This is a genomic window from Candidatus Marimicrobium litorale (assembly GCF_026262645.1).
Classification (GTDB): Bacteria; Pseudomonadota; Gammaproteobacteria; order Pseudomonadales; family Halieaceae; genus Marimicrobium; species Marimicrobium litorale.
Genome location: NZ_SHNO01000001.1, coordinates 3,286,712 through 3,300,795 on the forward strand (window position 1 = coordinate 3,286,712; position 14,084 = coordinate 3,300,795).

Annotated in this window: 11 protein-coding genes; 7 read left to right on the forward strand and 4 right to left on the reverse strand. The window is 51.6% G+C overall.

Annotation, left to right across the window (positions count from 1 at the left end):
* Position 1: 1 nt before the first annotated feature.
* Complete coding sequence (locus tag EYC82_RS14860; protein WP_279250328.1) at positions 2-271, reverse strand: hypothetical protein; 270 nt, start codon at positions 269-271, stop codon at positions 2-4.
* A 561-nt stretch (positions 272-832) separates the two neighbouring features.
* Between EYC82_RS14860 and EYC82_RS14865 the strand changes: the two genes are divergently transcribed.
* Both EYC82_RS14865 and EYC82_RS14870 read left to right on the forward strand, forming a co-directional pair.
* On the forward strand, positions 833-3,310 hold the full coding sequence (locus EYC82_RS14865) for a TonB-dependent receptor (RefSeq protein WP_279250329.1): 2,478 nt from the start codon (positions 833-835) through the stop codon (positions 3,308-3,310).
* A 224-nt stretch (positions 3,311-3,534) separates the two neighbouring features.
* Complete coding sequence (locus EYC82_RS14870; protein WP_279250330.1) at positions 3,535-4,383, forward strand: SDR family NAD(P)-dependent oxidoreductase; 849 nt, start codon at positions 3,535-3,537, stop codon at positions 4,381-4,383.
* An 85-nt stretch (positions 4,384-4,468) separates the two neighbouring features.
* Here EYC82_RS14870 and EYC82_RS14875 read toward each other — a convergent pair whose 3' ends face one another.
* Positions 4,469-6,274, reverse strand: a complete 1,806-nt coding sequence (locus tag EYC82_RS14875) for a DEAD/DEAH box helicase (protein WP_279250331.1) — start codon at positions 6,272-6,274, stop codon at positions 4,469-4,471.
* A gap of 293 nt (positions 6,275-6,567) precedes the next feature.
* Between EYC82_RS14875 and EYC82_RS18165 the strand changes: the two genes are divergently transcribed.
* A complete protein-coding gene (locus EYC82_RS18165) occupies positions 6,568-6,786 on the forward strand; it encodes a DUF6116 family protein (protein ID WP_423243909.1) in 219 nt (72 codons plus the stop codon).
* A gap of 42 nt (positions 6,787-6,828) precedes the next feature.
* On the opposite strand, the gene EYC82_RS14880 is transcribed toward EYC82_RS18165, so the two are convergent.
* The gene (locus EYC82_RS14880; protein WP_279250332.1) at positions 6,829-7,365 is read right to left on the reverse strand and encodes a class I SAM-dependent methyltransferase; all 537 of its coding nucleotides are present in this window, start codon (positions 7,363-7,365) and stop codon (positions 6,829-6,831) included.
* Positions 7,366-7,621: 256 nt separating this feature from the next.
* Here EYC82_RS14880 and dbpA point away from each other — a divergent pair, with 256 nt between their 5' ends.
* The 3 genes from dbpA (at position 7,622) to EYC82_RS14895 (ending at position 11,514) form a co-directional block, all read left to right on the forward strand.
* Positions 7,622-9,001 (forward strand): ATP-dependent RNA helicase DbpA, encoded by a 1,380-nt coding sequence (dbpA, locus tag EYC82_RS14885; protein ID WP_279250333.1) that lies wholly within the window; start codon positions 7,622-7,624, stop codon positions 8,999-9,001.
* 119 nt (positions 9,002-9,120) lie between these two features.
* Positions 9,121-10,734 (forward strand): ABC-F family ATPase, encoded by a 1,614-nt coding sequence (locus tag EYC82_RS14890; protein WP_279250707.1) that lies wholly within the window; start codon positions 9,121-9,123, stop codon positions 10,732-10,734.
* A gap of 231 nt (positions 10,735-10,965) precedes the next feature.
* The gene (locus EYC82_RS14895; protein WP_279250334.1) at positions 10,966-11,514 is read left to right on the forward strand and encodes a DUF2058 domain-containing protein; all 549 of its coding nucleotides are present in this window, start codon (positions 10,966-10,968) and stop codon (positions 11,512-11,514) included.
* A gap of 313 nt (positions 11,515-11,827) precedes the next feature.
* On the opposite strand, the gene EYC82_RS14900 is transcribed toward EYC82_RS14895, so the two are convergent.
* Positions 11,828-12,286 (reverse strand): nitroreductase/quinone reductase family protein, encoded by a 459-nt coding sequence (locus EYC82_RS14900; RefSeq protein ID WP_279250335.1) that lies wholly within the window; start codon positions 12,284-12,286, stop codon positions 11,828-11,830.
* Between the two features lie 225 nt (positions 12,287-12,511).
* Here EYC82_RS14900 and EYC82_RS14905 point away from each other — a divergent pair, with 225 nt between their 5' ends.
* Entirely contained in the window at positions 12,512-13,909 is a 1,398-nt protein-coding gene (locus EYC82_RS14905; RefSeq protein WP_279250336.1) for a glycerophosphodiester phosphodiesterase family protein, read from the forward strand.
* Positions 13,910-14,084: the final 175 nt, after the last annotated feature.

Below are 14,084 nucleotides of genomic sequence, written 5' to 3' on the forward strand. Positions count from 1 at the left end.
GTTACACCTGTTTGAGATGCTGCTCAAAAAAATCGCCTTTTTGTTGAGGTGGCAATGCGCGCCGCGCAGGCAGATCAACCGTGTCCTGTGTACTGATCTCGACACAATGAAAATGCCGATTCTCGCCGCTTTGACGATCTTCAACTACCACCATATTGAGCGCGTCGCAGGTGTCCGCGAAGCGAGCCACTGCGGCGTACTTTCCGTTCAAGTAGCCAAGTATCGCGCCGCTCATCAAACAAGCGGCGCAGAGAGTAAGGTAAAGCTTCATAGTAGCGGCCTCCTTTAAAGTGCGAATCAGGACCGGGTCAGGCACGTGACTGTGCGTTGTGGAGCATTTATTACTCGTTCAGTGTCATAAACATACGCAGAGAGCGTCCTTGCGGTTCGCCGAAGCATTTTGGTCTGGTAGGTAATAGCCTGTTGCGAAGCCTTGTCCAGCGGCGGGGCAGCGCTATCTTTGGGCTAGCATGGCGGGGCGATTGACACAACTGAGGCATTCATCCACAACAAAGCGCAAAAACGACCGGCTGGAGCACACCACAGCGCAGAGATTATGCGCAGCAATAGCGCAAGGCACCCAGAGCTCCCCACAAGCGGCCTGGACTTGGCGGTGTGCCGTGCTGAGTGCAGAGTGTTTTGTGCCGGACCAGCCGGACCAGCCGGACTGGGCGAATCGGGCGATGCCAGAGTTTGGATTTGACTGTCTCGTTTACAGAGGATGCAGGGCATCGGCAGCAGGCGACACCAGCGGTGATCAGGTAATTTTCCACTACTTGACCACCCGGTCGTTTTATACCCTATACTGATAAAAAATAAAGAGGTGACAGCCATGCTGAAAACAATACCCATCATTGGCTTGCCAGCACTGGCAGCCTGTCTTCTAACCGCGACAGCTGCTGTTGCACAGGGCACCCTGGAAGAGGTGATTGTAACGGCGGAAAAACGTGAGACCACTCTGCAAGATACGGCCATTGCTGTCAGCGCCTTTACTCAGCAAGACCTGGAGCGCGGCCTGATTAACAATAATATGGATATTCAAATGGCCGTGCCTAACATGCTGATGAGCAAGGGCTTCTTCACTACGGCGCAGATATCTATTCGTGGCATCGGCAATCTGGCAGTTGGGCCTGCATCGGATTCGGGCACTGGCGTACATTTCAACGGCGTCTACCTGAACGGCTCGCGCCTGTTTGAGACCGAGTACTTTGACACCGAGCGCGTAGAGGTGCTGCGCGGGCCGCAGGGCACTTTGTATGGCAGGAATACAACGGCGGGTGTGATAAATGTAATAAGTAAGAAGGCAGAAGATGAATTCGGAGGGTTTATCGACGCATCTTACGGCGACTACAACTACGTCCGCACCCGCGGCGCGCTGAATATCCCGATAACTGAAAATATCTGGCAGCGCTTCTCCATTTTTTATACGTCGCGTGATGGCTTTGTCGATAACGTGTTTACAGGCGACGATATCGACGATCGGGATATGTACTCGGTGCGCTCATCAACCGCCTTTATGTTTGGTGAAAGCACCGAGGCACACCTGACCATCCAATATTTTGATGAGAACGATAATCGGATGCGCGGCTCCAATAATTACTGCGCCAATGACCCTGCAGGAGTGCTAGGCTGTCTGCCTAATCGCGGTCAACCCACCACCGAGAGTGCAAATACAAATGGTACGGTAGGCGGCTTTTTGCTGGATAATGTAAGCGCCATCACCGGACTAAACTACCCTAATGAGACCGGCCTGGATTCTTACAAACCGAACGACCTTCGCAAGGTAAACTTCGATTTCACGCCAAAATATGAGACGGATGAAACGATTGTCAGTCTGGAGGTCACTCACGAACTGGACAGCATGACGTTGCATTCTCTGACCGGTTGGTATGACTCATCGCTCGATGCGCGCAATGACTACGATATGACTGTTAATACTGCGCTTTGGCCGACTTTTACGACCTACCAGCGTGGGCCCGATGGTTCGAGTACAGTCAATTATCTGCAGCAAAATGACCGAGCGACTACGGAGCCGAAGCAATTCAGCCAGGAATTCCGTATCGCCTCCGATCTTGATGGAGATATCAACTTCATGGCTGGCGCTTTCTATTTGAAATACGAGAGCGATGTTCACTTCTACGTCTACTCCTCGGCCCTGTCGCTTTTTGGCGAAACTACCGGCGTACCTGAGGATCAGTGGGTATTCGATAACTACACGAACGATTATGAACTCGAGACATGGGCGGTATTCGGGGAAACATACTGGGACATTACGGAGCGATGGGAGGCAATACTCGGGCTGCGTTATACCGATGAAACCAAGCAATCTGAGCAGCGCACTATTTATCTGACGTTCCTAGACGGCCCGGATGACCTGACACCCTTCAAGAGCGACTCTGACGAAGTAACCGGAAAATTCAATCTCAATTTTCACCTCACGCCGGATATTATGCTGTACGGCACGCTGGCGCGCAGTTACAAAGGGGGCGGCTTCAATCCGATAAGTCCGGAATCGCCATTACTGGATCCAGCGCTTGGCGGTGAAGCTTCCTTCGCAGATTTTGATCCGGAATTTATCAACTCCGTTGAGATAGGCGCCAAGACACGGCTGCTAGAAAACACGATGCAGGCAAATTTCACGGCATTCTACTATGACTATGAGGATCTGCAGGTTTCCAAGATCGTCAATCAGACAGCTCTGAACGAAAACATGGATGCCGAGATCTACGGTATGGAGGCTGAGATACTTTGGGCGCCTACGCCGAGTTGGAATTTGATGATGAATCTGTCCTATCTGAATTCTGAGTTGGGCGAATACGAGACTTTTGACCCTGCAGATCCCAACCAGATGGGCACAGTAGAAAATATTGTTTCACTCGGCAACCAAAACAACCTGACCGTGGGTTGCCCCAATGGCGCTAACCCTTGCCCGGGGGTACCGGTTAGCGTACAAGGCAATCAGGTGCCTAATGCGCCAGAGTATTCCATGTACCTCGCTGGCAGCTACAGTTGGTTTCTGGACAACGGTATGCGCCTAGATGTCTCTACAAGCTACTACTGGCAAGACAAGTTTTACACCCGCATCTACAACACGGCCGATGACAAGCTAGACAGCTGGGACGTGTGGAACGCGTCAACGACGCTAACGTCCCCCAACGAGGACTGGTACGTCGAGGCTTGGGTACGCAACATCGCAGATGACGATAACTGGACTGGACAGTATCTGCAGGATGCCGCAGTGGGACTGTATCGGACTCTCCAGTTAATGGAGCCGCGCACTTACGGTGCTACGGTAGGTTATCGCTTCTGAGCGGCTAACGGGCGGCCGTTTCCAAAAGAGCGTGCCGCCTCTCTTCTGTGTTGGTGTTACAAAGCTGTCAGGGTAGTGTGGCCGGCTGTCTTGCTAGCCGCAGTAGTCGGAACATTCTTATTCGTTGCCATATTTTGTTGCTCTTCCGGTTATAATCTTGCCGGAACTTTTCTGGTTTTAAGAAATAGAGATTGGCATTCGGGTCTAGGTGAGCGGGGTTAAGCATGAAAAATTTTGCAAATAAAGCGGCGGTAGTCACTGGCGGTGCAAGCGGTATTGGCCTGTCACTCGCGCGGCGGGCCCTGGCCGAGGGTATGAAGGTCGTAATGGTCGATATCGAACAGGCCGCTTTAGCGGATGCCGTGACCAACCTGAATGGCGGCGAAAATATTCTTGGAAAGTGTGTAGATGTGCGAGACGGTGGTGCGATGCAGACACTCGCAGACGAGGTAGAGCAGCGCTTTGGTCCGACCGCCCTGTTGTTTAACAACGCCGGGGTGGGCGGCGGCGGCCTTGCCTGGGAAGCCAGCGAGGAAGACTGGGACTGGGTGCTGGGGGTTAATCTGCGCGGTGTCGTCAATGGGCTCCGCGCTTTTGTGCCACAAATGATTGCGTCGGGCGAAGGTCATATAGTCAACACGGCATCAATAGCTGGACTGGTATCAGCACCCGGGACCTGCACATACACGGTGTCCAAGCATGCCGTAGTCGCACTGTCGGAAGTGTTGTCTGGTGATCTCAGAAATCAGGGTGCCGATGTTGGCGTATCCGTTCTTTGCCCCTCTTTCGTGGCGACCCGTATCTATGCATCGGATCGCAATCGTGGGAACGAGCTGACAATGGAAGAATCGGCCGAACAAGCCGCAGTGGAAGAAATGGTCGCGGAATTTTTTAAAGGGGCAACGTCGCCGGATACGGTGGCGGATCTTGTATTTCAGTCTGTGATGAACGATCAGTTTTATATTCTCCCTCAGCCCCTGGGGTCTGTCCCTCTTATCGAGCAGCGAATGAACGGTATTGTGGAGAACACGCCGCCTCTCATGAAAGGTCCTGAGGAGTATCCGGCGCAGTAGTATCGGCGCGGAATCAGCAGGTGTGTCGGAAAACCAGCGGTTCCGGGTCGCTAACATCATTGATTGCATGCTCGCAGTAAGGTGGCTATTTTTTTTCTACCAGCTTTTTATTATTTGCGTTGGGTTTACGCTGTTTTTTCCTGCGCGGTGAAGTCGGAGTGGTGTCGAGCTTGGAGATCTGTAGTTTTTGTCCGCTGACCCACACCGATTTCAGGTGTTTGAACAGTGATTTTGGCATGCCCTCTGGGAGATCAACGATACTGTAATCCTCAAGAATTTCGATGCGGCCTATATATTCGCTGTCGATCTCTGCCTCATTGGCGATCGCGCCAACGATGTTCGCCGGTTTCACGCCATGCGTTTCTCCCACCTCAAGACGAAACCGCTCCATTCCAATCTCTGGGGCGTCGCTTTTACCGCGCGATTTTTTTGGTTTCTGCGTGGGAGTATTTCGTTGGGTTTGCTGTTCTCGCTCATTTTTTTTGCTGCCACGATTACGCTCCAGCCTTTCTTTCGTGGGGCCACCTTCGCTTTTTTCTCGCTGCTTTTCGACTTTCTGCGCTGATGGTGTCTTATCCTGCAGCGGCTTTTTGCCTTGTGCCAAAGCCCCCAGTGCCGCTGCGATTTCAATCACGGGTACACCGTACTCATTCTGATACTCGTCGACGAGCTTCCTGAAGAGCTCCAGGTCAGCCGTGTCCAGAGTCTCGGTGATGCGCTGTTTGAATTGCCCCATTCGCTTGTTTGTGACTTGTTCGGCCGTAGGCAGTTCCATTTTCTCTATGGCATTGCCGGTAGATTTTTCAATTGCTCGCAGCAGGCGTCGCTCGCGATTCGCGGCGAATAAGATGGCGTCACCGGTGCGTCCGGCTCTGCCCGTTCGGCCGATCCGGTGAATGTAGGACTCAACGTCGGAGGGAATATCATAATTTATGACATGACTGACCCGTTTAACGTCGAGCCCTCTCGCGGCCACGTCTGTCGCGACTACTATATCGAGCTTGCCCTTCTTGAGCCTATCGACGGTCTGCTCGCGCTGCTTTTGTGGAATATCGCCGTTCAACGCAGCTACGGAATGGCCTCGCGCTGCCAGTTTATCTGTGAGTTCTGTTGTTTGTATCCGTGTGCGAACAAAAATTAGCATTCCGTCAAAATCTTCAACCTCAAGAATACGCGTGAGTGCGTCAAGCTTGTGTACCCCCGCCATCATCCATACGCGTTGCCGAATCAGTGGCGTACTAATAGCCTTGACCTTTATGGCGACTTCGCGTGGTTCACGCAGGTGACGTTTTGCAATTCGACGGATAGCCTCGGGCATAGTGGCAGAAAATAAAGCTATCTGTCGGTCTTCCGGAGTCTGCTCGAGAATCCACTGTACATCGTCAATAAAACCCATGCGCAACATCTCGTCAGCTTCATCGAGCACCAGGGTCTTCAGCCCAGACAAATCCAGTGAACTACGGCGCATGTGATCCATAACGCGTCCGGGAGTTCCAACAACGACCTGCACGCCCCGCTGCAACTGGCGCAACTGCGCACGATAATCAGAGCCACCGTATACGGGCAATACGTGAAAGCCCTTCATGTGCTTTGCATACTTCTGGAACGCTTCTGCTACCTGTATCGCCAACTCCCGCGTTGGTGCAAGAACTAACACCTGAGGGAGTTTCTCTTTGATGTTCAGACTTGCCAGAATAGGTAGGGCAAATGCGGCTGTTTTGCCGGTGCCTGTTTGAGCCTGGCCCAGTACATCTGCGCCTTCAAGCATATGCGGAATGATGCGAGCTTGTATTGGCGACGGGGTCTCATAACCGACATCCACCAATGCTTTTTGCAGAGGAGCAGGTAACGCCAGCTGTGCAAAACTGGTGGTCAAACTTTCAGTAGTCATTAACGTGCCTTGGGGGAGGATAAGGGGTGATCTTGAGCGGGCGAGGAGTATACAGGGATTCACCAACGCTGTCTGGTATTATCGGACACAGGATGACTGCCCATCATTCGGGGCAAAGACGCCATCAATCGTAGCGCTGTGCAATGGCTACTGTCGTTCCGAACCGGAGGCGGACCTGACACGCACCCGGCCGAGACAATTCGTAAATGCTCGTGGGGTAAGAAATCGATTCGCTATTTTCGCTGCCTGAACTACACTCACACGGCGATTAGACGTGATGTCGAGGTCTTCAAGTGTTGGGAAAATTTGCTCGCGGCGGCGCGGCCGGAATATTTTTACGCTGGGCGTCAAGCCTGCGGTTTCCCTATTTGCTGTTGCTAACATCAGCATTATTCGTTTTGAACCTTTTTGTGCCTGATGTAATACCGCTTGTCGATGAAATTATTATGGGGCTGATCGCGGTTGTGCTAGCGAGTCTGCGGAAAAAAGGCCCGAAGAAGCTCACGAGGTGAGCAGCGAATAGCTGGTATTGCTTTGATGATGCTGCGTATCGCCTAGTCTGGTTTTCGCGCGACGAGCTGCGCGATGGCCTGCTGTTGGCCATTCAACTCGCTGACACTTACTCCCTCGAAGCTGTGTAGAATTTCCCATCCCCGAAAGACATCTTCCAGTTCGCCCGGTTGCAGCAGAAAGTCTGCGTTTCCGGGTCGGCCGAAGCGGGTTTGATCAATGGTAAAAGTTTCGTAAATGATCAGCCCTCCGCGCTGTACCCCGTGTTTGATTGCTTGCATCAGCGGCCGATGTAGATAGCGGAATACGACGATCGCGGAAAACGAACCGAGCGAGAGAGGTTCAGTCCGTGGTTCCTCGAAATCTACGCACCAGTAGCTGGTGAGTTCGCTTGGATCGAGAAGCCGCGATATGCCATCAAGCTTATTTTTTTCGCGATCAGAAAAAACGACGCGCTGTCCCTGTTGAACAAGATAAATACCATTGCGGCCGTTGCCGCAGGCGAGGTCCAGTATTGCCCCTTTTTCACCAGCAGCCTTGAGTGTCTGCGAATGGAGTGCGACGAGATTAGATGGCTGCATAGATGTCATCCTATGAATCAGAGTTTTTACCCGTTTTTCGTCAAGTCTGAACTGAAAGCGTTGCTATTATCAAGCCGATTGCCTGCCTTTTCGCTCACCGACAGATCTGTGCGTATAACCGCTTGCTAAAGGTTAAAGCGGTCAACGTTATTGAGTCAGCCCGCCGATGTAAATCGGCGGGCTCCTGCAATCGCCGGTCCGTTGTGCCCCTAGTCTGGTACACTCCCGACCTTTTCACTTGCGAGGGGCAAACCGCGTGGACGATACAGCCTTTTCCAGCCTGCCACTGGCACCCGCTTTAATAGCTAATCTGAAAAGTATGGGTTATGCAGAAATGACGGCAATTCAGGCCGCTGCGCTGCCGCGAGCCTTGGCCGGAGTCGACCTGATTGGTCAGGCCAAGACCGGTAGCGGCAAGACGGCGGCTTTTGCCCTGCCTGCGCTCACCAAACTCAATCCACGGGATTTCGGCGTGCAAACTCTCGTGCTGTGTCCCACGCGAGAGCTGGCAAACCAGGTCTCCAGTGAGATGCGTCGATTGGCTCGCTATCAGCAAAATATAAAGGTGGTGACACTCTGCGGCGGTCAGTCAATCGGTCCTCAAATCGGATCGCTTGAGCACGGCGCTCACGTAATTGTGGGCACGCCGGGGCGAATAAAGGATCATCTTCGTAAAAAAACGCTGTCATTGGCCCGGGTGAATACACTGGTTCTCGATGAGGCTGATCGCATGCTTGAAATGGGCTTTGTCGACGATATGGAAACAATTATTGCCGCGACCCCAAGATCGCGCCAGACCCTGCTTTTTTCAGCGACCTTCCCGGACAACATACAGCTACTAAGCGAACGTTTCCAAAATTCTCCAGAACGTATCAGTGTTGCAGTATTGCATGATAAACAGCAGATCACTCAGCGATTTTATATATGTGAAAGAAGTCAGCGGTTGGTTGCACTGGAAAAGGTACTGATTCATTTGCAGCCCGCAGCGGTCGTAGTATTTTGCAACACGAAGCAGCTTGTTCGTGACGTATGTGATTTCCTGAATCGGGACGGTGTTCGTGCCTTTGCGCTTCATGGTGATATGGAGCAACGCGATCGAGAGCGGGTGCTTATCCAGTTTAAGCAGCTAAGCTGTTTAATACTGGTGGCCACTGACGTAGCCGCACGCGGCCTTGATATTGAAGACCTGCCTGCGGTAATTAATTTCGAGTTGCCGCGCGATTCTGAGGTGTATGTCCATCGTATTGGACGCACAGGTCGTTCGGGGAAATTAGGTACCGCTATCAGTCTTATTACCGATGCAGAAATGTTTAAACTGAAGGGTATAGGAGAGCATCTTGAAAATACGCCGAAAATCGAAGCTATCGAGCATGTTCCCGATGACGATAAAGGACTCCCAGTCCCAGCATATGTCACCCTCCTTATTCAGGGCGGCCGCAGGGACAAGCTTCGGCCGGGCGATATTCTCGGTGCGCTGACCGGTGATGGAGGGATAAAGGGCGATTCGGTTGGAAAAATCACCGTAACAGACAACACAAGCTACGTCGCTATCGAGCGCACGCAGCAAGATAAGGCGTTAAAAAGCCTGCGAGAAGGAAAAATCAAGGGACGCAAATTCAAGGTGCGCAGGTCTTAGCGTCTGAAATCAGGATAAATACCGCTGATCTTGCTCGACCTGCCAGAGCAAAACCACTAATGTTCGCTGCCAATCCGTACCGAACCATTTTTCAGCGCCATTGTGCCGGGGCCAGTCTATTGATTTCTACCGCTAACATCACCATGCAGTTTGCTGCGAAACCGCTGTTCGAAGACATTTCAGTCAAATTTAGTGACGGCAATAGGTACGGGCTGATAGGAGCGAACGGCTGCGGCAAGTCCACTTTTATGAAAATTCTGGAAGGTAGTCTCCAGCCCAGTGCAGGTAACGTCTCTATCACGCCGAATGAGCGAGTAGGCACTTTGAGTCAAGACCAGTTTGCGTATGAGCAATATTCGGTAGTGGATACGGTGATGATGGGGCACAAAGAGCTGTGGTCGGTGAAACAGGAGCGTGATCGTATCTACGCGTTGCCTGACATGTCGGAAGAAGATGGCATGAAGGTCGCTGACCTGGAGATAAAGTTTTCTGAAATGGACGGATACAGCGCCGAGAGTCGCGCGGGCGAGTTGCTCGCTGGTGCAGGAATCGAGCAGACGCTGCACTATGGCCAGATGAGTGGAGTCGCTCCGGGATGGAAGCTACGTGTACTTTTAGCTCAGGCGTTATTTTCTGAACCCGATATCCTGCTGTTGGATGAACCGACAAATAACCTCGATATCGATACCATCCGCTGGCTGGAAGCAACGCTCAACGAACGTAAATGTACGATGATCATAATTTCGCATGATCGGCACTTCCTGAACGCAGTGTGCACACACATGGCCGATATTGACTATGGAGAGTTACGAGTTTATCCAGGTAACTATGACGATTTCATGACGGCATCTACTGCAGTCCGTGAGCGTCAGCAATCACAAAATGCCAAGAAGAGTGCTGAGATTGCGGAGTTACAACAGTTTGTCAGCCGCTTCTCTGCGAACGCATCCAAGGCTAAGCAGGCGACGTCCCGCGCTCGGCGCATTGAGAAAATAAAATTGGATGATATTAAGCCTTCCAGTCGTATGAGCCCCTACATCCGTTTTACGCAAGAAAAGAAACTGCACCGTCAGGCACTGGTGCTTGAAGATCTGGGCCATAGTTTTGAAGAGTGCCCCTTGTTTGCTGAAGGTAAACTCATTCTTGAGGCAGGCGCGAGGCTGGCAGTAATCGGCGAAAATGGCGTGGGGAAAACTACGCTTCTGCGTTGTTTGATGAATGAGCTTGCGCCTGAGGTTGGCAGCATAAAGTGGGCGGAGAGCGCCACTTTGGGTTATTGCCCTCAGGATGCCGGCTCTGAATTTGATAGTGAGCTTACATTGTTTGACTGGATGAGCCAGTGGCGGAAGCCATCTCACGATGATCAGATAGTACGCGCCACCCTTGGTCGCCTGCTGTTCAAGTCTGATGATTTCAATAAGCGGGTAACAGTTTGCTCAGGAGGCGAAAAAAACAGGCTGTTGTTTGGAAAACTTATGATGATGGATACCAATGTTCTGCTGCTAGACGAGCCGACTAATCATCTGGATATGGAGTCGATCGAGGCCCTGAACCTGGCGCTGGATCACTACGAAGGCACTCTGATATTTGTAAGTCACGATCGTGAGTTTGTGTCATCGCTTGCGACGCGGATCATCGACATAAAGAATAATGAGTTGGTGGATTTTCAGGGAAGTTATGACGAGTATCTGGCCAGTCAGGAACAGGGGGAGCGATTGGCACGTACGTCCTGACTCAGTACTGTAGCGGTTTTTAATCTGAAGAATTTGATTGCATGTGAGAACGCCTCAAGGAAATATTTTCGCTAAGTAAACGCGGACTCTGCCGGACGTGGCTGGGCCGATCGCAATTTCTGGCTTTTATTCTGCATGGCTCAGGCGGTATCATATCGTTTAATCTGTAAAACAGTGACTGTCAGAGTTTACTGATAGTCGTTATCTTGTCTGACATTACGAGCGTCCATCATGTCGAACTCTATTCAAGATCAATTGCTCAAAGCCGGTCTGGCAGATGGTAAGAAAGCAAGAAAGATAGCGAAAGAGAAGCGAAGAGAGGTTAATCGCGCTCGGCATGAGGGTGTCGATTATGTCGATGAAAATAAAGAAGCAGCTCAGCTGACGTTGGCAAGAAACGCAGAGCGCGACAGAGAGCTCAATCACAGTCTCAATAGTAAGGTCCAGCGCAAAGCTATCAACGCCCAGATAAAACAGCTAATCGAAGTCAATAAGTTAGCGAAGGGGCGGGGTGATGTGAATTTCAAATTTACCGACAGTAAGAAAGTGAAGAGCCTTTATGTGACACCCGTAGAACATAAGCAACTCTCTGCCGGTGTGCTCTCCATCGTCAAGCAGGGCGATCAGTATGAGATATTACCGCGACCGGTAGCGGATAAGATCGCTGAGCGCGATCAAGACAGAATTATTAGTTGCGAGACCAGTGCGGAGTCGGATCTTACCGAAGAGGAACAGGGTTGGTATAAAGATTATGAAATCCCTGATGATCTGATGTGGTAGCGCTACAAGCAAGTTCTGGTAGTCTTTAACAGGTCATGTCAGCATTGACGTTTGGGCGTGGGTAGAAGTCAGTTGTAATTTTCGTACGAAATAGCTGCCGGATGTAAAATAAAATCGACACAGTGTTACGGGTTTCATCCATATCTTGTGCCAATCAGCGAGGCACGCCACGCTTCGAAATATCTATAAGTGTGAGCCTGCAATTAGGCACCCCGAAAAGCGGGTAATCAAGCGCTACCTTCCCTTGATTTTCGTTTTTTAGAATGAAAACAGGCGAACCTCAATGTGCTCCCGCGCTATTTTGTGTTCATAATCATTCGGCTAATTGTATTTCTACCACTATTAACTGCTCAGCAATTGCTTCCATGCTTGCCTCAACGATGTCGCCGTTCGGACTCAACTCCAGTCCGTAGATTTTAGCGTCTCTTGGAAGCGATCGAATGAATTGACGCACACTCGTCCGTAATTCCTGACTATCTCCTTCCAGTAGCGAGGCGACGCCCGGATAACGTTTTCGGGCAATTTCCATTTCAACGGGCGCTTCACGGCCTCGAAGGTTTCGCCACCATTTTGTATTCTGGTTGGACAGCAGGCGCACAATATTGTTTTCGCGCGTAAAGCTCAGCGGTGTATCGAGTTTATGACCAGTTTTATTCCCTGTGAAGTGAAGAATACCTATGTTGTGGCTGGTTACGCCATGCAGAGGTGACCTGAGCAGAGCGCGCACTAAGGGATTGAGGATGTAGCGATATAATGTGTTAGCAGAACTCATGATTGCTCCGGACACGTTTCGATTAGACCTAGAGTCTAAACGATTACCCCTGCAAGATGTCCGGTGGTCGTCACACTAATGATGCAATTGCGACGGTGTTCAGACGAGTTTCAAACTGGCAATATTTGTGGTTATCCGAGTTCATCATCTAATCAGGCTGACTCGCTCTTCTGGAATGAAATGTTGTATGCTTTTAAGTAGGGTTCACAGCTATGGGAAAAAACAATGATATGTCGCCTCGCCATCGGTCTACTGTCTGCTTTGCTGGTGCAAGCATGTTCTGATAGCTCTGATCAGCGCCCGACGCAGACGGCGCCTGTTTCACTGACGGTCATTCCGATAGCTGCGCCAGAAGGTGCGCCTGGCGAGATGCGCTCCTTGGTCTTCCGGGTAACGATGACGGCGCCGCAGGCAAGTGCTGTCGAGCTGGCGTACTGGACTAGCGCCGGCTCGGCTACTGCAGGCGAGGACTACCTCGACATCACGGGTGAGTTGTCGATAGCGGCCGGTGAAATCGAAAGTGTTGTTGCAGTAGATATGATTGGCGATGCGGAGGAAGAAGCGGCGGAGACGTTTACCCTCAATATCAGCACCAGTGATAACGCCTTGGCTACGGCAACAAAGATCACCGGTACCATCGCTAATGATGATACGGCGTGTGAGACACCGTTTGCTAGAAGTCCTAACCCCTGGCTTGTAAAAGGCGCTGATCCGCTGAATTTTGCCCATCGCGGCGGTGTAATCGACTTCCCTGAAAATACTCTCTACGCCTATGCTGAAGCGGCTCTGGCTGGGGCCGATGTGCTTGAGATGGATGTCTATCAAACCGCGGACAATCAACTGGTGGTTTTGCACGATCTGAGTGTAGACCGGACAACGAACGGCGTGGGCGGTGTGGCTAATCTGACGCTGGTAGAATTGCAAGCGCTTGATGCCGCCTACTGGTTCGTTCCAGGCGTAGGCACCCCCCATGATCGCCCGGCCGAGGACTATGTGTTTCGCGGTATCGCTACTGGAGATAAGGCGCCACCTCCCGGATACAGCGCTGCGGATTTTCGTATCCCCACACTGGAGCAAGCGCTGGCGCGGTTTCCGCACAATTTAATTAATCTGGAGCTGAAGCCGGACCTGGACGGAATGGGGAACTATGAACAGCAGATGGCTGTATTGCTGCAGCGCTACGGGCGATATACTGATGTGATCGTGGGCTCTTTCGTTGACGAGGCCACCGACAACTTCAAGGCTGTTGCTCCCTGTGTCTACAGCTATCTGCCACTGGGACGAGGCCTCGAGATATTTGCCCTGTTCCTGGCGACAGGTGAAATTCCTGATGTGCCTGAACACATCACGGCGCAAGTGCCTCCTGATGCCAGTCAGATCGGGGATGAAATCCCCGGCGACGAGCCTATCCCTATTGTGACCACTGAGCTAGTGGTTGCCGCTCACAATGCTAACCTGGCTGTACAGGTGTGGACGATCAACACCTGTGAGGAAATGCTGCGTATGACAGACATTGGGGTGGACGGTATCATGACCGACAGGCCTTTGGTACTGGAGGCATTGCTGGCACAGCCAGCGGGTGAGCGAACTTGTGAGCAAATTGATAAGGCAGGCCGCCCGTAGAGGTGAATGTCCCGGATGAGAACGTGTGAGCGTGACCGATAGCGACCCGGTCAGCGTTTCGCTCACGGCCCGGTCTTGCGGTCATGTTGGCCTGACTCTTGGACATCTAATCGCCAAAAAGTGCGAGATTATCATCGCTAAAACACTCGACTCTCGTAAGGCGGTCTGAACGCCA